A 19942-nucleotide genomic window follows, 5' to 3' on the forward strand; every position below is an offset into this window, starting at 1 on the left:
GTGGGCGCGTGCGGGTTCGTTCCCCGGCTCTAGCGCTTGCTCTCCGCGTAGTTGGTCAGGAACAGGGCCTCGGTCAGGGTGAGGCGTTCCAGTTCCTGGGGACTCACGCTCTCGTTGACCGCGTGGATCTTCGCCTCGGGCTCGCTCAGGCCGATGAGGAGGATCTCCGTGTCGGGGTAGAGCGCGGAGAGGGTGTTGCACAGCGGGATCGAGCCGCCCATGCCCGCGGCCTGCATCTCCTCGCCCGGGTACGCGACGCGCATGGCCTGTGCCATCGACGTGTACGCGGGGCTGGTGGTGTCCGCCTGGAAGGCCTGGCCCTGGCCCACCTGCTCCAGGGCGGTCCTCGCGCCCCACGGCACGTGCTTCTCCAGGTGCGCCATGAGCAGCTTCGTGGCCTGCGCCGCGTCCTGGCCCGGCGGTACGCGCAGGCTGATCAGGGCCCGCGCGCTCGCCTGGACGGACGGGGTGGCGCCGATCACCGGCGGGCAGTCGATGCCCAGGACGGTGACCGCCGGGCGCGCCCAGAGGCGGTCGGCCACGGTGCCGGAGCCGGTCAGCTCCACGCCGTCCAGGACCTTGGCGTCCTTGCGGAAGTCCTCCTCGGGGTACTGCAGCCCGGCCCAGCTCTCGTCCGCCGGCAGTCCGTCCACCGTCGTCGAGCCGTCCTCGGCGCGCAGCGAGTCCAGGGCGCGGATCAGGGCCGCGAGGGCGTCGGGGGCCGCGCCGCCGAACTGGCCCGAGTGCAGGTTGCCCTCGAGCGTGTCCACCTGGACGCGGATCAGCGTCATGCCGCGCAGCGTCGCGGTGACCGTGGGCAGGCCGACGCGGAAGTTGCCCGCGTCGCCGATGACGATGGCGTCGGCGGCCAGCAGCCCGGGGTGCGCCTCGGCGTACCGCTCGAGGCCGCCGGTGCCCTGCTCCTCGGAGCCCTCGACGATGACCTTGACGTTGACCGGGACGCCGCCGTGCGCCTTGAGCGCGCGCAGCGCGTTCAGGTGCATGATCACGCCGCCCTTGCAGTCGGCGGCGCCGCGGCCGTACCAGCGCCCGTCGCGCTCGGTCAGCTCGAAGGGCGGGGAGATCCACGCGGCCTCGTCGAGGGTGGGCTGCACGTCGTAGTGGGCGTACAGCAGCACGGTCGGGGCGTCCGCCGGACCGGGCAGGAAGCCGTAGACGGACTGCGTGCCGTCCGGCGTGTCGAGCAGGGCCACGTCCTCGAAGCCCTCGGCGCGGAGCGCGTCGGCCACCCAGTTCGCGGCCCCCTCGCACTCGCTCTTGGGGAACTGCGCCTCGTCGGCGACGGACTTGAAGGCGACCAGTTCGGCCAGCTCGGTCCGGGCACGGGACTGCAGGGAGGCGACGGTCGTCGCGAGCGCGGCCGGGTCGGGCTGGCGGCTCGAGGACGTGTCCATGGAACGCTCCTTGGGGGCGCGACGTTGTGTCCGTACATACGGGCGATTGCGCACTGATCCTCCCATGGCCGGTGCGCGCGCCTCGGGGGACCTTCCCCCGAACGGGCCGCCGGACGGTGGGCCGTAGGATGCGCACGGTAGTCGTAGCCGGTGAGCGAGCGGGAGTAGAAGCACAGGTGAGCAGCGACAACGCAGCCCGGGAAGCGGACCGGGACGGACCGGCGGCGAACGAGCCGGTGTGGGACGTCGTGGTGGTGGGCGCGGGGCCCGCGGGGGCGTCGGCCGCCCGTGCGGCGGCGGCCGCGGGCCGCAGGGTGCTGCTCCTGGAGAAGGCCGAGCTCCCGCGCTACAAGACCTGCGGCGGCGGCATCATCGGCCCCTCGCGGGACGCCCTGCCGCCCGGGTTCCAACTGCCCCTGCGGGACCGCGTGCACGCCGTCACGTTCTCGCTCAACGGGAAGATGACGCGCACCCGCCGCTCCAAGCGGATGCTCTTCGGGCTCATCAACCGGCCGGAGTTCGACGCCGCCCTGGTCGAGTCCGCCAAGGAGGCGGGCGCCGAGGTGCGCACGGGCGTGGCCGTCTCCAAGGTCGAGCAGCACGGCCCGGCCGTGCCCGACCGGCGCACCGTGGCCGTCGTGCTCTCCGACGGCGAGACCCTCCACGCCCGTGCGGTCGTGGGTGCGGACGGCAGCGCGGGGCGCATAGGTGCACACGTCGGGGTGAAGCTCGAGCAGGTGGACCTCGGCCTGGAGGCTGAGATTCCGGTGCCGGCGACGGTCGCGGAGGACTGGGCCGGCCGGGTGCACATCGACTGGGGTCCGATTCCGGGCAGTTACGGATGGGTCTTCCCCAAGGGCGACACCCTGACCGTCGGCGTGATCTCGGCGCGCGGCGAGGGCGCGGGCACCAAGCGCTATCTGGAGGACTTCATCGCCCGGCTGGGGCTGGCGGGCTTCGAGCCCAGCATCTCCTCGGGCCACCTGACCCGCTGCCGGGCCGACGACTCGCCGCTCTCGCGCGGCCGGGTCATCGTCTGCGGCGACGCGGCCGGGCTGCTGGAGCCGTGGACCCGCGAGGGCATCTCCTTCGCCCTGCGCTCGGGCCGGCTCGCGGGGGAGTGGGCGGTGCGCATCGCCGAGGCGCAGGACGCGGTCGACGCCCGCCGCCAGGCCCTGAACTACGCCTTCGCCATCAAGGCCGGCCTCGGCGTGGAGATGGGCGTCGGACGCCGCATGCTCACCCTCTTCGAGCGCCGCCCGGGCCTCATCCACGCCGCCATCACGGGCTTCCGCCCGGCGTGGAACGCCTTCGCGCGCATCGTGCGCGGCACGACCACCCTGGCCGAGATCGTCCGGACCCACCCCCTGGCCCGCCGAACCCTGTCGGCGATGGACAAGGGCTGAGTCACACCCATCCGTCATCCGGACGGGCCGGGCAGCCGCCGGCCGAACGGAAGGGGGCGGGGAGGGAAGGGCCCTGGCAGGGGCGTAAGGGTTATTTGCGGCGAATTTCCGCTCAGCCTCACGGTTGACGGGGGCCGTAAATAATCCAGCCCCAGAAGGGCCCTTCCCTCCCCGCCCCCGCCCCACGACGTCAGAACAGCGCATCCGGCTCGGCCGGCCGCACGGCCACCGGCACCGTAGTCGTCGCGTCCGGCGCCGCCGCCGTGAGCGCCCACCCGGCCAGGTGTCGGGCGTCCAGCAGCAGCTGACCGTCCGGCGTGTCCACGTACACGTCCGGCCCCGCCACCGCCGCCACCCGGCCCGCCAGCGTGCAGCCGGGGGCGAGAGCGACGGTGCCGGGGGACGGGCGGACGCGGTCGAGGTGGAAGGCCGCGTCGTGGTGGACGGGCGCGAAGGCCCGTACGGCCAGGGACTCGGGGAGGCCCGGCAGTCCCAGCGCCCGCTCGTGCAGCTCCGCCAGCTCCGCCGCGCGGCGCTCCGGCGGGGGCAGCGGGTGCCGGGCGGCGCGCTTGGCCGCGTACGGGAAGCGGTCCGGCACCGCGAGGGCGGCGCCCAGCACCGCCTCGGCCCGGCGGGCCGCCATCAGCGGGCCGCGGCCGAGCAGGGCGTAGGACAGCGCGGCCTGCTCCAGCAGGCGCGCGCCGTTCCGCTCGGCGGCCGTGATGCCGACCTTGATCAGGCCGGCCGCGAACCAGGCGAGGTAGACGTCGTACGGGCGGGGGTCGTCGGCGATGGTGTCCGCCGCCACCGAATGGGACCGGTCGAGCCGCGCGCACTGCGGGCACTGGGCCGAGACCGCGGGCTCCGGCACCGCGGCCGCGTCCGGGCACGGCGTGTGCCGCCCGCCCCTGCGCACCCCGACGCAAGCCCGCCCCTCGCCCGTGGTGAACGCCAGCTGCCGCCCGGCCGGCAGCGGGGACAGGCGCTCCCCGTGCACGGGATGCCGCCACACCAGCGCCGGCTCCGGGGCGGCACCGGCGGCACCGGCCGCACCGGCGCCGCCGGCCGTGCTCCAGCGCAGCCCGGCGCAGCGCCATCCGGCGCGGCTTCCGCATTCGGTGTCCGCCATGTCCCCCATGGTGTCAGCGGCCACTGACAACGGGCTCGCGCGCCGTCTCCCGCGTCGTACGGGCGATCAGCGCCGCCACCGCCGCGAGCGCGGCGACCGTGGTCAGCGCCACGGGCAGGGAGAACCAGTCCGCGAGGAAGCCGATGGCCGGCGGCCCCAGCAGCATGCCGCCGTAGCCGAACGTGGAGGCGGCGGCGACGCCGCCCGGGCCGGCGAGCTCGCCGGCGCGGCCGATCGCGACGGGGAAGATGTTGGCCAGGCCCAGGCCCGTGACGGCGAAGCCGGCGAGGGCCGCCCAGAGGGTGGGGGCCAGGGCGCCGAGCAGCATGCCCGCCGCGGCCGTCGCTCCGCCGGCGACCAGCAGCCGGGTCTGGCCGAGCCGCTCCAGGAGCGCGCTGCCGGCCAGGCGGCCGAGTGTCATGGCGAGCGCGAAGACGGAGTAGCCGATCGCCGCCAGGCCGGGCCGGGCCGCGAGGTCCTGCTGGAGGTGGAGCGCGCCCCAGTCGGCGAGCGCCCCCTCCCCGTAGGCGGTGCACAGGGCGATCAGGCCGAGGACGGCGACCAGCCGGCGTTCGCGGCCGGTGGCGCGCGGGGCGGCCGACGGGGTCGTGGCGCGCGGGGCGGGACGTGGTGCGGGGTGGGCGAGGAGCGCCCGTCCGGCCACGGCGGAGACGAGGAGTCCGGCCGCGGTCAGCAGGAACAGGTGGCGGTCCGCCGGCAGGTGCCCGGCGATCAGCCCGCCGAGCCCGGCGCCGAGCATCCCGCCGACGCTGAAGGCGGCGTGGAAGCTGGGCATCACGGGCCGGCGCAGAGCGGCGACGAGGTCGACGGCGGCGCTGTTCATGGCGACGTTGATGCCGCCGTAGGCGGCGCCGAAGACGAGCAGGACCAGTCCGAGGGTGAGCGCGGAGCCGGTCAGGGCGGGCAGGGCGATGCCCAGGGACATCAGGACGGCGGCCAGCACCGTCATGGGGTGGCTGCCGAAGCGCCGGCACAGCCGGCCGGTCACGGTCATGGTGGCGACGGCGCCCGCCGACACGCCGAGCAGGGCGAGGCCCAGGTCGCCCGCGGAGGCGCCCGTCTGCTCCTTGATGGCGGGGATGCGGACCACCCAGCCGGCGAAAAGGAAGCCGTCGAGGGCGAAGAAGAGGGTGAGTGCGGTTCTCAGGCGGGGGAGTACGGTCTCCTCGGGGGCCGGTCGTCGTTCCCCTGAAAGGGCCGTCCGTATTTTGTTTAGCGTCGGCACAAAGTCAGAATAGGGGTGTGACCCAGACTCGGACAACACGTTTGGAGCGGGGCCGCGGCGCGCTCGGCCCGGCCCTGGAGCTCGTGCACACCGGCCGCGCCCCCACGCGCGCCGTGCTCACGGCCGAACTCGGTGTGACCCGCGCGACCGCCGGAGCCGTGGCCGCGGAGCTCGAGGCACTCGGGCTGATCCGGGTGGACGCCCGCCCGACGGCTCCCGCCGGCTCCCAGGGCCGGCCCTCGCACCGGCTGTCCGTCGCGCCGGACGGCCCCGTCGTCCTCGCCGCGCAGATCCACGCCGACGGCTACCGCGCGGCCCTCGTCGGCCTCGGCGGCAGGGTGGTGGCCACCGCGCCGGGCTGCATGACGGTGCCCGCCGACCCCTCGCACATCATCGACGCCGTCGTCGGGGCGGGTGCCGGGCTGCTGCGCTCGAGCGGGCGGCGGTGCCTGGGGGCCGGGCTCGCCGTGCCCTCGGCGATCGCCGAGCCGGACGGCACCGCCCTCAACCCGCTGCACCTGTCCTGGCCCGCCGGCGCCCCCGTCCACGAGCTCTTCACCGAGGCGCTGGCCAAGTGCGGGGTCACCGGCCCCACGGGCGCCCCCGTGCCCGGCGTCACGGGCAACGACGTCAACCTCGCCGCCCTCGCCGAACACCGCCACGGCGCCGGCCGGGGCGCCCGGCACCTGCTGTGCGTGGCCACCGGCCACCGGGGCGTGGGCGGGGCGCTCGTCCTCGACGGCCGTCTGCACAGCGGGAGTTCGGGCCTGGCGCTGGAGGTCGGTCACCTGACCGTCAATCCCGCGGGGGTGCCCTGTCACTGCGGCAGCCGGGGCTGCCTCGACGTCGAGACCGACCCGCTGGCCTTCCTCACCGCCGCCGGCCGCACTCCCGGCCCCGAGGTGTCACTGCTGCAGCAGTCCCGCGACCTGCTGCGCACGGAGTACGCGGACCCGTCCGTGCGGGCCGCCGCCGAACTGATCGTCGACCGGCTGGGCCTCGGGCTCGCCGGGCTCGTCAACATCCTCAACCCCGACCGCATCCTGCTGGGCGGGCTCCACCGCGAGCTCCTCGAGGCGGACCCCGAGCGGCTGCGCGCGGTCGTCGCCGACCGCAGCCTGTGGGGCCGCAGCGGGAGCGTGCCGATCCTCGCCTGCACCCTGGACTTCAACAGCCTCATCGGCGCCGCCGAAGCGGCCTGGCAGCCGGTCCTGGACGATCCCCTGGCGGCGCTCGCCTGACCCCGCGACGGGTCTCGCGGCGCCCTCGCCCCGGGCCTCGCGAGCGGTACGCGCGTACGCGCACGCGTGCACGTCGTCAGCACCCGGCCCGCACCGGTCGCCGGTCAGCCGGGGACGACGGACCGGGGGCGGCGGCGCGCCGCGGTCCGGCGCAGGCCGGCCGGGGCGCCCACGAACGCGGCCTCCTCCAGGGCGGACAGGGGAGCGGGCCGCTCGAAGGCGAAGGCCTTCCGGTCGCCGCGTGCGGTGCGGGGCGCGGCGGGCCCGGGGGTGGGGACGGTCAGCGTGAACCAGACGACCTTCCCGCCGCCGTGGCGCTCGCGCACCCCCCAGCTCGAACTGACCGCGGCCACCAGCGCCAGCCCCCTGCCGTGGGTGCTGGCGATGTCCGCGTCCGCGATGCGCGGCAGCCGGGGATCGTGGTCGCTCACCGAGACGGTGAGGCGGTTCATGACGAGCTCGATCTCGACGGTGCAGCGCTTGTCGGGTTCCGCGTGCTGGTGGACGTTGGTGAGCAGTTCGGTGACACCGAGCGCGGCGGGGTCGATGAGGGGATCGAGATGCCAGTAGCGCAGCTGCGCAGATACGATTCTGCGGACCTGGCCGATCCGTTGGGGCAGAGCCTGGAGCTCAACGGTGCAGTGCTTGTTCACTCGGCTGATCACGGCTGCGACTCCCTGAAGAAGTAGGGCTAGCCTGATGCAGATGGCGTTGCGAAAGTCGTGCGGTACGCGCCTGTTCCGGTCCGGCGGTGCGGGCCACCGGGCCGATCGGCGGTAACTGATCCCGAGCGTGACCGCCGAAAACCCTCAGTGATGCCGGTACGAGTCAAGGGTCGACTCTCGCGGCCACCTTCGCAACTCCTGCATCCTTCAGTGCTTCGCCGTGCTTCCGTGCGCCGACCGCACGACCTCCAGGAAGCGGTTGACCTCCGCCTCGCCCTCGTCCTCGCAGGCGGCTCCCGCGGACGGGTGGTCCCCGGGCCGGCCCAGGGTGAGCCGGTAGCGGTGGCCGTTGACGGTCGCCCGCGCCTGGTCCGGGCCCGCGAACCACGGCTTGCCCGCCTCGACCGAGTCCACCGGAGCGCTGTCGATCTCCCGCCCGTAGCTCGTCAGCAGCTCCAGCCGGCCGTCGCGGATCCTCACCTGTCCGGCCCGCGTCAGGGAGCGGTGTGAGCGCTCGATCCTCACCCCTGTCGCGCTGAACTCCGGTTCCGCCACGGCGCACCGCCTCTCCTGCCGGATGTCGCTGTCCCGTGCGCAGTCTGCCCGTGCGCGGGCCCGGACACCAGTGCCCCTTTATGATCGGAACGCCCGAGTGGTCCGCCTGAGCCCGTACGGAACACCCCCTAGGAGCGGCGCGTGAACAGCACAGGGCACACGGGAGCGGCCGGTCCGGCCGTGCCGACCGTCGACGTCGACCACAGCGACCCGGCGTACCGCGCCTGGCTCAAGGAGGCGATCCGCAAGGTCCAGGCCGACGCCAACCGTTCGGCCGACACCCACCTGCTGCGCTTCCCGCTGCCCCCGGAATGGGGCATCGACCTCTACCTGAAGGACGAGTCCACCCACCCGACCGGCAGCCTCAAGCACCGCCTGGCCCGCTCGCTGTTCCTCTACGGCCTGTGCAACGGCTGGATCCGCCCCGAGGCCGCCGTCATCGAGGCCTCCAGCGGCTCCACCGCCGTCTCCGAGGCCTACTTCGCCCAGCTGATCGGTGTGCCCTTCATCGCCGTCATGCCGCGCACGACCAGCCGCGAGAAGTGCCGCCTGATCGAGTTCCACGGCGGGCGGTGCCACTTCGTGGACGACCCCCGGACGATGTACGCGGAGGCGGCCGCCCTCGCCGAGCGGTCCGGAGGCCACTACATCGACCAGTTCACCTACGCAGAACGGGCCACCGACTGGCGCGGCAACAACAACATCGCCGAGTCCGTGTACCACCAGCTGCGGCTGGAGCGTCACCCCGAGCCCGCGTGGATCGTCGCGACCGCGGGCACCGGCGGCACCTCGGCGACCATCGCCCGCTACACCCGCTACATGCAGTACGACACCCGCGTCTGCGTCGCCGACCCCGAGAACTCCTGCTTCTTCGACGGCTGGCGCGAGAACGACCCCACCGCGAGCACCGACCGCGGCTCGCGCATCGAGGGCATCGGCCGCCCCCGCATGGAACCGAGCTTCGTGCCGTGGGCGATCGACCGGATGATGAAGGTCCCCGACGCCGCGAGCGTCGCGGCCGTCCGCGCGCTCGAGCAGGCCATCGGCCGCAAGGCGGGCGGCTCCACCGGCACCGGCCTGTGGAGTTCGCTGAAGATCGTCGCGGAGATGGTCGGCGAGGGGCGCGCGGGCAGCGTCGTCACCCTCATCTGCGACCCCGGCGAGCGCTACCTCGACACCTACTACTCCGACGCCTGGCTGGCCGAACAGGGCCTGGACATCCAGCCGTACGCCATGGCGATCACCGGCTTCCTGGCGACCGGCCGCTGGCCCGGCTGACGCCCCGGCCCGCCCGGGCTCAGCCGACCGGCCGGAACCCGCCCGTGCCGGCCGCCGGGCCCCGCGGGTCCGCGCCGGCCTGCGGAGCGCCCGCCACCACCAGCTCCGGCAGCCGTTCGGCGATCTCCGCACGGGCCGCGGCGGGCAGGCCCGCGTCCGTCACCAGCGCGTCGACCTCCTCCAGCGTGGCGAACGAGCTCAGCCCGACCGTGCCCCACTTGGTGTGGTCCGCGAGCGCCACCACCCGCCGGGCGGAGCGCACGAAGTGCCGGTTCGTCTCGGCCTCGGCGAGGTTGGGCGTCGACAAGCCCGCCTCGGCGGATATGCCGTGCACCCCGATGAACAGCACGTCGAAGTGGAGCGAGCGGATCGCCGCGTCCGCGACCGGACCGACCAGCGTGTCCGAGGGGGTGCGCACACCGCCCGTCAGCACCACCGTCGCGGCGCCCGGCCGGGGCGGCGCGCCGGAGGCCGCGGCCGTGCGCTGGGCGCTGTGGAACACCTCCGCCACCCGTACCGAGTTCGTGACGATCGTCAGATCGGGGATGTCCACCAGCTGCTGGGCCAGCGCGTACGCCGTCGTCCCGCCCGCCAGCGCTATGGCGCTGCCCCGCGCGGCCATCACGGCCGCGGCCCGGGCGATGTCCTCCTTGGCGCTGAGCTCCAGCGCCGACTTCGCCTCGAAACCGGGCTCGTGCGTGGTCGCCTCCGCCACCGGCACCGCACCGCCGTGCACCTTCTCCACGACGCCCTGCCGGGCCAGCGCGTCCAGGTCGCGCCGGACCGTCATGTCCGAGACGTTCAGCCGCCGCGTCAGTTCGTTGACCCGCACCCCGCCGCGCCGCCTGACCTCGTCGAGGATCAGGGCGCGACGCTGCTCCGCCAGGAGATTCTGGTTGTCGCTCACCCGAACCGTCCTTCCCGGTCGACCGCCGCCCGTCGTGCGCGCACATCCTCCCACGCGGGTACGACAACGACGGCCCGCGTTCCCCGTGACCGGATGCCCGCCTCCGCGCGCCGTCCGGCGCCCTCAGGGAAGGCCGGGCAGGTCCTCGGGGTAGAGCAGGGTCAGATCGTCCGTGCTCGGCGCCGCCAGCTGCGCCACCCGGCCCGCGTGCCGCTCGACCATCGCCTCGAACGTCTGCCGGGCGGTGCGGCCGTTGCCGAACGCCGGGCCCTTGGGCAGGGCCGTGAAGTACCGCAGCAGCGCCTCGGCCGCGCCCTCGCCGATCCGGTACTCGTGCTCGTCCGCCTGCTGCCGCACGATGCGCAGCAGCTCCTCGGGGGCGTAGTCGCCGAAGGTGATGGTCCGTGAGAAGCGGGACGCCACCCCGGGGTTGACGGTCAGGAAGCGCTCCATCTCGGCGGTGTACCCGGCGACGATGACCACCACCTCGTCGCGGTGGTCCTCCATCAGCTTCACCAGCGTGTCGATGGCCTCCCGCCCGAAGTCCCGCCCGGAGTCCTCCGGCGCCAGGGCGTACGCCTCGTCGATGAAGAGCACGCCGCCGCGGGCCCGGTCGAAGGCCTCCTGCGTACGGATGGCCGTGGAACCGATGTGCTCGCCCACCAGGTCCACCCGCGACACCTCCACCAGGTGCCCGCGCTCCAGCACCCCGAGGGCCGCCAGGATCTCGCCGTAGAGCCGGGCGACGGTGGTCTTGCCCGTGCCGGGGGAGCCGGTGAAGACCAGGTGACGGCGGACGGACGCGGCCTTGAGCCCCGCCTGGCGCCGGCGCCGGCCCACCTCGATCATGTCGGTCAGGGCGCGGACCTCGCGCTTGACGCTGTCCAGGCCGACCAGGGCGTCCAGCGCGCCCAGCACGGCCGCCGGCGAACGCCCCGCGGCGTCCCCGCCCGCCGGGGAGGCCGGGGCGGGGGAGCGCGGCCCGGGCGGGGCGGGCGCCGGGCGGACGGCCGTCGCGACGGCGGTCGCCCGGGCCACGGCGCCCCGGCCCGCGCCGTCGTCGCTCGTACAGCGCTCGCTGACGGGCCCGTCCTCCGCGAATTCGTAACCCCCGCGCGCGCACCGTTCCGTGTGACAGGCGGTCAGCGTCGCGCGGCAGCCGTCGATGACGTGGAAGCCGTAGCCGCCACTGCCCGTCACCCGGCAGTCCTCGAACGTGCCCCGGCCCTCCGCGGAGACGTAGAAGCCCGCCTCGGCGGGCGAGGTCACCGCGCAGCGCTCGACGCGGGGGTCGGCGCCCTTGGTGACGATGACGCCGGTCGACGTCGCGTCGATCGCGCAGCCGGCCAGCGTGCCGCCGCTGCCGTCGCCGCGGAACCATGCCCCCGTGGTCGCCTCCCGGATCCGGGAGTCCGTCAGATGCGCGGTCGCGCCGCCGCTCACCGACACGGCGGTGCCCCGCACCCGCGTCAGGTCGCTGTCGGTGACCTCCGCGCCGGAGCCGCGGTCCAGCACGAACAGCGCGTCCGGCACGTCGTGCACCCGGCAGGAGGCGAGCCGGGCGCCGGCTCCGTCGCTCACCCACACCGCCGGATAGTCGCCGGTGCTGTCGTGGATCTCGCACTGCTCCGCCTCCACGCGCGTGCCGGGATCCCACACCGACAGGCCGTTGCGGCCGAACCGGCGCACGGTCGAGCGCGTCATCGTCAGCACCGAACGCGAGCGCAGGTCCACGCCGTTCTCCGGCACGTCGTGGATGTCGCAGCCGGCCAGGGCCAGCACGGCCCCGGTGTCCAGGGTCACGCCGTCGGCGGAGGTGCGGTGCACCCGGCAGTCCGTCAGGCGCCCCGCGGCGCGCGCCGCGACCTGCACGCCGGTGCCCCTGATCTCGTACACCTCGCAGTCCACCGCCTCCAGCGCGCTGCCCTCGCCCGTCAGCGACAGCCCCGCGCCCCGGGAGTGGTGCACCCGGCAGCGCTCCAGGCGCGGCTCGGCGCCGCCGCTCACGGCGACGCCCGACTGCCCCGCGGCCACCACCTCGCAGTCCTCGAAGACGCCGCCCGAGCCGTCCAGCACGCTGATGCCCACGCCCGAGGGGTTGTCGACCACGCAGCGGCGTACGGTCGGCCGCGCCCCGCCGCGCACCTCGATGCCGGCCGCCGACCGCGTCACCACCCGCACGTCCGTCAGCTCCGGCGCCCCGCCCTCCACCAGCAGGGCGGGCTCGGCCGCGTCATGGCCCTCGATCAGCAGGTCCGCCAGCGTCGCGGAGGCCCGCACGGTCACGGCGACGCCCTCGGTCGGGGCGATGCGGACCGCGCCGCGCGCCCCCTCGCTGCCCCGCAGGGTGACGGCCCGGGCCACGATCACGTTCTCGCGGTAGGTGCCCGGCGCCACGGACAGCACGTCGCCGTCGGCCGCCGCCTCGAGCGCCGAGGCGAGGGAGTCGTACTCTCCCGTGCGCCGCCGCCAGCGCGCCGTGCCGGCGTGCGTCACCTGGACCACCGAGCCCTGTGCCATGGCGCTGCTGTGCCCCCGCCTCGAGTGTGTGTGCATCCGGGAAGGACGCGTACCGGCCGCACCACCGTAGCGCGCGCGGGGCACGGGGGTCGGCCGCTCGGTCCGTTGTCAACTTCCCGCGTCCGCGCGGCCCCAGGTGTGCCCGGCCCGCTCCCAGGCCCGGTCCCACTGCGCGAACCGGCGCCGGGCGAGGCGCCAGACGACCAGCCGGCGCGCGCCCTCCACCAGGGCGGCCGTCGCGGCGGCCGCGCCGGCGCCGGCGAGCACGGCGTGGACGGTGGCCGTCGCGTCGTCCAGGGGGCGCGGCGCGACGCGGCCGAGGTCGTCGGTCCACAGCGGGAACCGCCTGCCGGGAACGGCGGGCTGGCGGGCGGCCACCGCGCCCGTGCGCTCCCGGCCGTCCGGGCCGGGCCAGCGGGCCACGACGCGGTGGTACCCCTCGCGCCCCGCGCCCGTGTCGAGGCCGGCGCCCTCCGCCCCGCCGTGCACGGCCCGCACGGTGGTGGCGGTCACCAGATGCCGGTGCAGGTGCTGTTCGCGGACGGTCTCGCGCAGTGCCTGGTGGGCGGCCGTGCCCGTCACCCAGCCGACGACCGGGGCCGTCATGAGCACCAGCACCACGGCGGCCACCCCGGCCCACGCCTCGAGGACATCGCTGCGGCGGCGCAGCGGGTTGCGCCGCCAGCGCCACACGAACGCCATCGCACGCACAGTGCTCACCCCCTTACCCGTCCGTAGATACCTCACGGGGCGCGGCGCATGCGGGGGAAGGGGGAGCGGAGACCAAAATCACCCCTCGCGGAGGCCGACAACGGCGGCACGTTGACGACAGCCGGGACAAGAGGTGACGGGTCGGGACAAGGAGGGACTCGGGCCGGTACCTCCGCGACGCGGGCCGGTACCCCCGGTACCTCAGGCCAGTACCTCCACGCGGTCCCCGACCCGGACCACTCCGGTGTGCTCCGGGATCAGGTTCCGGCCGAACACCAGGCTGCTGCCGATGCGGTGGTGCCGCGCGAGCGTGCGCAGCGGTTCCTTGCCGCGCTCGGCGGTGCTCTGGTCGACCGTGGTGACGACGCAGCGGCCGCAGGGCTTGACGGCCCGGAAGGTCACCTCCCCGACGCGCACCCGCCGCCAGCCGTCCTCGGCCCAGGGCGCGGTGTGCCCGACGACCAGGTTGGGCCGGAAGCGGTCCATGGGCAGCGGCCCCTCGGCGGCGTGGCCGCCCGCGGCTATCAGGGCATTGAGCGCCTCGAGCGAGGCGGTCGTGGTCACCAGCAGGGGAAAGCCGTCGGCGAACGAGACCGTGTCGCCCGGCAGGGAGTAATCGGGATCGACCGGGCGCCGCCGCGCCGGGTCGTCCATGTACGCGAGGCGCGCCTCGACCCCCAGGAAGGCGCTCAGCCACGCGTCGGCGGCGGCGCCGGCGGGCACCGCCTCCACCTTGTCCTTGAAGACCTCCGCGACGAGGGTGCCCGCCCCGTCCGCCGGGCCGGGCACGGCCACCTCGACCGGGCCGGCCCCCGGGGCGGTCAGCCGGACCCCGCCGCCCGGCAGGGGCTCGGCCGAGGCCAACGCCAGCCGCGGCTCCTGCCGTTGGGTGATGATGCGGCCGTCCGGCCCGACGACCGTCCACCGCCGGTCCCCGGCGAGCCCCCACGGCTCCACGGCCGCCTCACCGGGTGCGCACCCCGCCATCGACTTGACCGGATAGAAGTGGACCGCTGTCAGCACAGGCTCGGGCATGCGGTCATTTTGCCAGCCGGATATGACAGTTGGGTGGCCGGATCCGCCGGAGCCGCCGCGACGGCGGGCTCCCGGCGGGTGACGGTCAGTAACCCCCCTGGTCGGGCCAGGCGCGGCCGTTGTTCGGCTCCTCGTACTGGCCCCCGGCCGGGCGGGGCGCGACCGGGCGCATGGCGTCGAAGCCCCCCGGGTTCGCGGACGCCGCGGGGCGCTGCTGCTGCTGCGGCTGGTACTGCTGCGGGCCCGGGTAGCCGCGCGGCGGCCCGGCCTGCTGCGGGATGTACGGCGCGGCCGCCTGCTGCAGTCCCCCGGGCTGCGCCGGGGCGGGGTGGTTGCCGCCGCCGTACTGCGGCGCCTGCTGGGCGTAGCCGCCCTGGGGGGCCTGGGGCCCGGGGTGGGAGGACGGGCCGGAGGGCAGGGCCGGCAGCGCGGGCAGGTTGCTGCCGCCGCGGAAGTCGTACGGGGAGGACACCTGGATCGGCGCGATCTGCGGCGTTCCGCGCTCGGCGACGAGGCTGTCGTAGATGGGGGTGTCCGGAAAAGAGGACGAGGCGTAGTAGCCGCCGCCGTAGGTGCTGCGGGGGGAGGTCATAGCCCATAAGTTAAGCCCATGGTGTGCCGGTTGGGGAGGGCGGTATGGGGGTTGATTGCGGTGCTCGGAGGGGCTGCGGATCACTAAAGCGATCGAACCTGGGAAAAACGGTCGCCAAGGTACGTTGGGATCATGTAAAGACCGGCCTCGGGAGGGGTGCAGCATGGGGATGCTCAAAGGCGCCAATGTCCGGATTCCTGCGCAGGTGGTACGGATCGAATTGGGCCGGCGCACCGGCCCCGGGGTGCCCGATGTCGACGCGTCGGCGCTGCTGCTGACGGCGGGCAGGGTCCGCTCGGACGCCGACTTCGTCTTCTACAACCAGCCGCGCCACGCCTCCGGCGCCGTGCGGCACGAGGGCAGGAGCCCCGCCGGCGACACGGTGGCCGACACCCTCACCGTCGACCTCGGCGCGGTCGAGCCCGAGGTGGAGAAGGTGGTCCTCGCCGCCTCCGCCGACGGCGGCAGCTTCGGCCAGGTGCCCGGGCTGCACATCCGCGTCCTCGACGCGGCGGGCGGGGCGGAGCTGGCCCGTTTCGACAGCCAGGACGCCACCGTCGAGACCGCCCTCGTCCTGGGGGAGCTCTACCGCCGGCAGGGCGAGTGGAAGTTCCGCGCCGTGGGCCAGGGCTACAGCAGCGGCCTCGCGGGCCTGGCCACCGACTTCGGCATCACCGTCGACGACCCGGGCCCCGCCCCCGCGGCGGCTCCGTCGCCCGTGGCCCCGCCCCCTCCGGCGCCTGCTCCGGCGCCCGAGCCCGCGCGCACTCCGGCGCCCGCCGACCGGCCCGCGCCCGTACGGCTCACCAAGGTCACGCTCACCAAGGAGGCCCCGGCCGTCTCCCTGGCCAAGCAGGGCGGCACCTCCGGCACGATGCGCGTCAACCTCAACTGGGAGGTGCACAAGCAGTTCAAGGGCTGGGGCCGCAGGCTCGGCAAGGCCATGGCCGTGCACAGCGACCTGGACCTCGACCTGGGTGCCCTCTTCGAGCTCAGCGACGGCAGCAAGGGCGTCGTGCAGGCGCTCGGCAACTCCTTCGGAGCGCTCCACCACCCGCCCTACATCCACCTCGACGGCGACGACCGCACCGGCGCCGTGGAGACCGGCGAGAACCTCACCATCAACCTCGACCACATCGGCGCCTTCCGCCGCATCCTGGTCTTCGTCACCATCTACGAAGGCGCCCGCAGCTTCGCCGGCCTGCACGCCACCGTCACCCTCCACCCCCAGCACGGCGCGCCCATCGACTTCTCGCTGGACGAGTGCACCGTGCTCTCCAACGTCTGCGCGCTGGCCCTGATCACCAACACCGGCAAGGACCTCGTCGTCCAGCGCGAGGCCCGCTACCTGGTCCCCGACCGCGGCGTCAGCCCCCAGCGCACCCTCGACCGGGCCTACGGATGGGGCATGAACTGGACACCCGGCCGCAAATGACCGCCCGGCCGGTCAGGGCGCGGCCTCCGGCCGCTCGGGACGGGCGTACGTACGCCCCTTCCAGGCCGCGCCCCGGCCCCGGTAGTGCTGCACCGCCGAGTCCACGGTCATCAGCAGGTACAGCAGGGCCGTGAACGGCAGCAGCGGCGCGAGCCACGGCGGCTGCCGGTAGTAGCGCAGCATCGGCAGGTACGTCCCCGCCATCACCGCCCAGGCCGCGGCCCCCAGCGCGAGCGGCACGACGGCACCGCCCGCCGCCCCGGCCGCCACGGCCAGCGGCGGCACCAGATAGACCACCGTCAGTCCCGCCACGGTCCCGGCCAGCAGCAGCGGACTGTGCAGCAGCTGTGCGTACGCGCTGCGGGAGACCATCCGCCACAGCGGCCGCAGCCCCGGGTAGGGCCGCACGCTGTCGACCCGCTCGGCGAGCCCCAGCCAGATCCGGCCGCCGGCGCGCTTGACCGCCCGGGCCAGCGACACGTCGTCGATCACGGCCTGCCGGATGGCGTCCGGGATCCCCGCCCGCTCGGCCGCCTCCCGGCGCAGCAGCACGCACCCGCCGGCCGCGGCCGCCGTCCGGCCGCCCGGCCGGTTGACCCACCGGAAGGGGTAGAGCTGGGCGAAGAAGTACACGAAGGCCGGGACGATCAGCCGCTCCCAGCCGGTCGCCACCCTCAGCCGCGCCATCTGCGAGACCAGGTCCAGCCCCGAGGTCCGGGCGGCCGCCACCAGTTCCCGGAGGCTGTCCGGACCGTGCGCGATGTCCGCGTCCGTCAGCAGCAGGTACTCGGCGTCGGTACGGGCGCGGGCGAGGGCGATGCCGTGCCGCACCGCCCACAGCTTGCCGGTCCACCCCGGCCCCGGCTCGCCGGGCGAGTCCACGGTCAGCGGCAGCCCGCCGTGCTCCCGGCCCAGTGCCCGGGCCAGCTCGCCGGTGCCGTCCGTGCTCCCGTCGTCGACGAGGAAGATCTCCGCCCGCCCCGGATAGTCCTGGGCCAGCAGCGACGGCAGGCTCGACGGCAGGACCTCCGCCTCGTCCCGCGCGGGCACCACGACCGCCACGTCGGGCCAGCGGGCGGGGGGAGCGCGGTCCGGCAGCCTGACGTCCGTACGCCAGAAGAATCCCTGCCCCGCCAGCAGCCACGCCCATGCGGCCAGGGAGCCCGCGGTGATCCACGTCAGCACGCTCACCGGCCGCAGTCTGCCGCACGGACGGCGGGGCCGACGGCCACATCGATTAAAGTGTCGGGGTGAAGATCGCGCTCATGGACTCAGGCAACGGACTTCTGGCGGCCGCCGCCGCCGTGCACCGGCTGCGGCCCGACGCCGATCTCGTCCTCTCCTCGGACCCCGACGGCATGCCCTGGGGCCCCAGGACCACCGAGGACGTCGTCGAACACGCCCTGGCCTGCGCCCGCGCCGCCGCCGCGCACCGCCCCCAGGCGCTGATCGTCGCCTGCAACACCGCCTCCGTCCACGCCCTGGCCGCCATACGCGCGGAGCTGGAGCCCGGCCTGCCGGTCATCGGGACCGTTCCGGCGATCAAGCCCGCCGCCTCCGGCGGCGGCCCCGTGGCCGTCTGGGCCACCCCCGCCACCACCGGCAGCCCCTACCAGCGCGGGCTGATCCGCGACTTCGCCTCCGGCGTCGAGGTGACCGAGGTGCCCTGCCCGGGCCTGGCCGACGCCGTGCAGCGCGCGGACGCCGACGCCGTCGAGATCGCGGTGAAGGCCGCTGCCGCCGCCACCCCGCGCGGGGTGCGCGCCGTCGTCCTGGGCTGCACCCACTACGAGCTCGTCGCCGAGCGCATCCGCGCCGCCGTCCAGGACCCGGCGGCCCCGCCCGTGGAGCTGTACGGCTCCGCCGACGCCGTCGCCGCCCAGGCCCTGCGCCGCGTGGGCGCGGCGCCGGCCCCCGACGCCGAGCCGTCCGGCACCCTGACCGTGCTGCTCAGCGGCCGGGTGGGGGAGCTGGAGCCGGCCTCGCTGACCTACCCCGAGGGCCGCTCGCTCCTCGCCGTCGGCGCCTCGCGCCCCTGACGCACCCGTCCGGGATCCCCGCGCGCACCCCTGCCGCGGCGGCGGAACGTGAGTAGGCTGCCCAGTATGAGGGACCACTCCCAGGACCCGCAGGGGCACGAGGGTTCGCACGGCGTCGGGGACGACGACCAGCAGGGGTCCGAGACACCCGCCGTCTGGACGGGGCGGGCGACCAACCGGGCCCAGTGGCTGATGGCCGCCATCGGCGCCGCCTGTCTGGCGCTCGGCATCGAGCTCGCCGTCGACAGCGCGTGGACCTCGGGGCCCGCCCCGCTGGTGATGGCCGTCGTCGGCTGTGTCGCGGCGGGCCTGCTGATCCTCTACGGAACCCTCGCCTTCGTCCACGTCGCCGTACGGGTCGACAAGGACACCCTGGAGATCCGCTGCGGCCACATCGGCGTTCCGTGCACGCGCATCCCGCTCAGCCATGTGGTCGGCGCCGACTTCGACCCGCGCGTCACCCCGCGCCAGTGGGGCGGCTGGGGCTACCGGTGGCGCCCCGGGAAGGGCACGGGCGTCGTGGTGCGACGCGGCGAGGGGTTCGTGGTCCGGCTCGGGGACGGCCGGACGATCACCGTCACCGTCGACGACGCGGAGGCGGCGGTGAGAGTGATCCGCGACCGCCTGCGCCCGCTCGGCGGCCGCCCGGCCTCCGCCTGACGCCGGCGGCCCCTGCGCATGCCCTGGCCTGGACCGATTCCGTCCAGGGCGGGTGCCGGTGCGCTCGTACCGGCCCATTAGGCTCGGCACATGCCGATTCCCGACTTCCTCCGTTCCCTCCGCGCCACCGCCGGCCACCAGCTGCTCTGGCTGCCCGGCGTCAGCGCCATCGTCCTCGACGACGAGGGCCGGGTGCTCCTGGGCCGTCGCTCGGACACGGGCCAGTGGTCGATCATCGGCGGCATCCCCGAGCCGGGCGAGCAGCCCGCCGCCGCGGTGGTGCGCGAGGTGTACGAGGAGACGGCCGTCCACTGCGTGCCGGAGCGCGTCCTGCTGGTCGAGGCCCTGGAGCCGTTCACCTACCCCAACGGTGACGTCTGCCAGTACATGGACGTCTGCTTCCTCGCCCGCGCGGTGGGTGGTCAGGCGCGGGTCAATGACGACGAGTCGCTCGAGGTCGGCTGGTTCGAGCTGGACGCCCTGCCGCCGATGCAGAGCTTCGCGCTGACGCGGATCAAGCAGGCCGCGGCGGGCGGGCCGACGTGGTTCGACGGCATCACGGGAGAGCGCTGACCCTCCGGGGGTGCGCCACAAGGAAATTGAGCGCATGTCAATTTCCTTTCCTCATTTCTGACGTATCGTCAATCCTGAATTCAGCGAGCCGCGCTCCGACGACCCTCGCCACCCTTCACGGCGTCAAAGGTTCCCCGTAGGCCAGTTCGTAGGGCGGTCGTTCCAGCGCTCGAAGAAAAAACCGGAAGCAATTCAGTGCAGATCCTTTGACTCCGAGGGTGATACCGGGCGCGTTCCCGCACTGTTGGGAAAGAGCTTGCTTTGCTAAAGTGTCCTCTGCTCATCTTCCGAGAGCAGTCGGGGGTCAGTGAGGATGCACCGCAAAAGCATATGATCGACCGCCCACGCAAAAGTCAGCGAGTGCGCCGTTCCTGCGAACGGAAACGCGAGCCGACGAGCCGGACGCCGGGGCGCTCTGACCCCTGGTCAGGCCTGTGACCAGGTAGAAACCTCAGATCGCTCCGTCCGCCGTCCCTGCCGCTCGGCGCACCGGCAAACCCCCCGGCCGTATGGCGCGCCCTTGGTTCAGGGTGTT

The 19942-nt window shown here is 74.6% G+C and carries 18 protein-coding genes; 7 read left to right on the forward strand and 11 right to left on the reverse strand.

Annotation, left to right across the window (positions count from 1 at the left end; genetic code table 11):
* Positions 1 to 29: 29 nt before the first annotated feature.
* Positions 30 to 1415, reverse strand: a complete 1386-nt coding sequence (locus IE295_RS28525) for a dipeptidase (protein WP_190066652.1) — start codon at positions 1413 to 1415, stop codon at positions 30 to 32.
* A 176-nt stretch (positions 1416 to 1591) separates the two neighbouring features.
* Between IE295_RS28525 and IE295_RS28530 the strand changes: the two genes are divergently transcribed.
* Positions 1592 to 2821: a geranylgeranyl reductase family protein gene (locus IE295_RS28530; protein WP_224323425.1), complete on the forward strand. Its 1230-nt coding sequence runs from the start codon at positions 1592 to 1594 to the stop codon at positions 2819 to 2821.
* 190 nt (positions 2822 to 3011) lie between these two features.
* Here the strand turns inward: IE295_RS28530 and IE295_RS28535 are convergent, their stop codons facing one another.
* Entirely contained in the window at positions 3012 to 3950 is a 939-nt protein-coding gene (locus IE295_RS28535; RefSeq protein WP_190066654.1) for a DUF2797 domain-containing protein, read from the reverse strand.
* 13 nt (positions 3951 to 3963) lie between these two features.
* On the reverse strand, positions 3964 to 5196 hold the full coding sequence (locus tag IE295_RS28540) for an MFS transporter (protein ID WP_190066655.1): 1233 nt from the start codon (positions 5194 to 5196) through the stop codon (positions 3964 to 3966).
* Between the two features lie 17 nt (positions 5197 to 5213).
* On the opposite strand from IE295_RS28540, the gene IE295_RS28545 reads away from it, so the two are divergent.
* Positions 5214 to 6437 (forward strand): ROK family protein, encoded by a 1224-nt coding sequence (locus tag IE295_RS28545; protein WP_190066656.1) that lies wholly within the window; start codon positions 5214 to 5216, stop codon positions 6435 to 6437.
* A gap of 104 nt (positions 6438 to 6541) precedes the next feature.
* Here IE295_RS28545 and IE295_RS28550 read toward each other — a convergent pair whose 3' ends face one another.
* Together IE295_RS28550 and IE295_RS28555 are read right to left on the reverse strand one after the other, a co-directional pair.
* Positions 6542 to 7102 (reverse strand): ATP-binding protein, encoded by a 561-nt coding sequence (locus tag IE295_RS28550; protein ID WP_190066657.1) that lies wholly within the window; start codon positions 7100 to 7102, stop codon positions 6542 to 6544.
* 207 nt (positions 7103 to 7309) lie between these two features.
* Positions 7310 to 7657, reverse strand: a complete 348-nt coding sequence (locus IE295_RS28555) for a hypothetical protein (RefSeq protein WP_190066658.1) — start codon at positions 7655 to 7657, stop codon at positions 7310 to 7312.
* A 141-nt stretch (positions 7658 to 7798) separates the two neighbouring features.
* On the opposite strand from IE295_RS28555, the gene cds1 reads away from it, so the two are divergent.
* Complete coding sequence (gene cds1, locus IE295_RS28560) at positions 7799 to 8935, forward strand: L-cysteine desulfhydrase Cds1 (protein WP_190066659.1); 1137 nt, start codon at positions 7799 to 7801, stop codon at positions 8933 to 8935.
* A gap of 19 nt (positions 8936 to 8954) precedes the next feature.
* On the opposite strand, the gene IE295_RS28565 is transcribed toward cds1, so the two are convergent.
* From IE295_RS28565 to IE295_RS28585, 5 genes are all read right to left on the reverse strand, one after another.
* The gene (locus IE295_RS28565; protein ID WP_190066660.1) at positions 8955 to 9842 is read right to left on the reverse strand and encodes a DeoR/GlpR family DNA-binding transcription regulator; all 888 of its coding nucleotides are present in this window, start codon (positions 9840 to 9842) and stop codon (positions 8955 to 8957) included.
* A 123-nt stretch (positions 9843 to 9965) separates the two neighbouring features.
* A complete protein-coding gene (locus tag IE295_RS28570; protein WP_190066661.1) occupies positions 9966 to 12362 on the reverse strand; it encodes a right-handed parallel beta-helix repeat-containing protein in 2397 nt (798 codons plus the stop codon).
* Positions 12363 to 12470: 108 nt separating this feature from the next.
* Positions 12471 to 13064, reverse strand: a complete 594-nt coding sequence (locus IE295_RS28575) for an Rv1733c family protein (protein WP_190066662.1) — start codon at positions 13062 to 13064, stop codon at positions 12471 to 12473.
* Positions 13065 to 13274: 210 nt separating this feature from the next.
* Positions 13275 to 14108, reverse strand: a complete 834-nt coding sequence (locus IE295_RS28580; RefSeq protein WP_190066663.1) for an MOSC domain-containing protein — start codon at positions 14106 to 14108, stop codon at positions 13275 to 13277.
* Between the two features lie 85 nt (positions 14109 to 14193).
* Positions 14194 to 14700, reverse strand: coding sequence for a DUF6643 family protein (locus IE295_RS28585; RefSeq protein WP_190066664.1), 507 nt, complete (start codon positions 14698 to 14700; stop codon positions 14194 to 14196).
* Positions 14701 to 14863: 163 nt separating this feature from the next.
* Between IE295_RS28585 and IE295_RS28590 the strand changes: the two genes are divergently transcribed.
* Entirely contained in the window at positions 14864 to 16135 is a 1272-nt protein-coding gene (locus IE295_RS28590; RefSeq protein ID WP_190066665.1) for a TerD family protein, read from the forward strand.
* Positions 16136 to 16147: 12 nt separating this feature from the next.
* Here the strand turns inward: IE295_RS28590 and IE295_RS28595 are convergent, their stop codons facing one another.
* A complete protein-coding gene (locus tag IE295_RS28595) occupies positions 16148 to 17317 on the reverse strand; it encodes a glycosyltransferase (RefSeq protein WP_190066685.1) in 1170 nt (389 codons plus the stop codon).
* 68 nt (positions 17318 to 17385) lie between these two features.
* On the opposite strand from IE295_RS28595, the gene IE295_RS28600 reads away from it, so the two are divergent.
* The 3 genes from IE295_RS28600 (at position 17386) to IE295_RS28610 (ending at position 19407) form a co-directional block, all read left to right on the forward strand.
* Positions 17386 to 18174 (forward strand): glutamate racemase, encoded by a 789-nt coding sequence (locus tag IE295_RS28600; protein ID WP_190066666.1) that lies wholly within the window; start codon positions 17386 to 17388, stop codon positions 18172 to 18174.
* A gap of 66 nt (positions 18175 to 18240) precedes the next feature.
* A complete protein-coding gene (locus IE295_RS28605; RefSeq protein WP_190066667.1) occupies positions 18241 to 18834 on the forward strand; it encodes a hypothetical protein in 594 nt (197 codons plus the stop codon).
* Between the two features lie 90 nt (positions 18835 to 18924).
* A complete protein-coding gene (locus tag IE295_RS28610; protein ID WP_190066668.1) occupies positions 18925 to 19407 on the forward strand; it encodes an NUDIX hydrolase in 483 nt (160 codons plus the stop codon).
* Positions 19408 to 19942: the final 535 nt, after the last annotated feature.

This window comes from Streptomyces griseocarneus, assembly GCF_014655595.1.
Classification (GTDB): Bacteria; Actinomycetota; Actinomycetes; order Streptomycetales; family Streptomycetaceae; genus Streptomyces; species Streptomyces griseocarneus.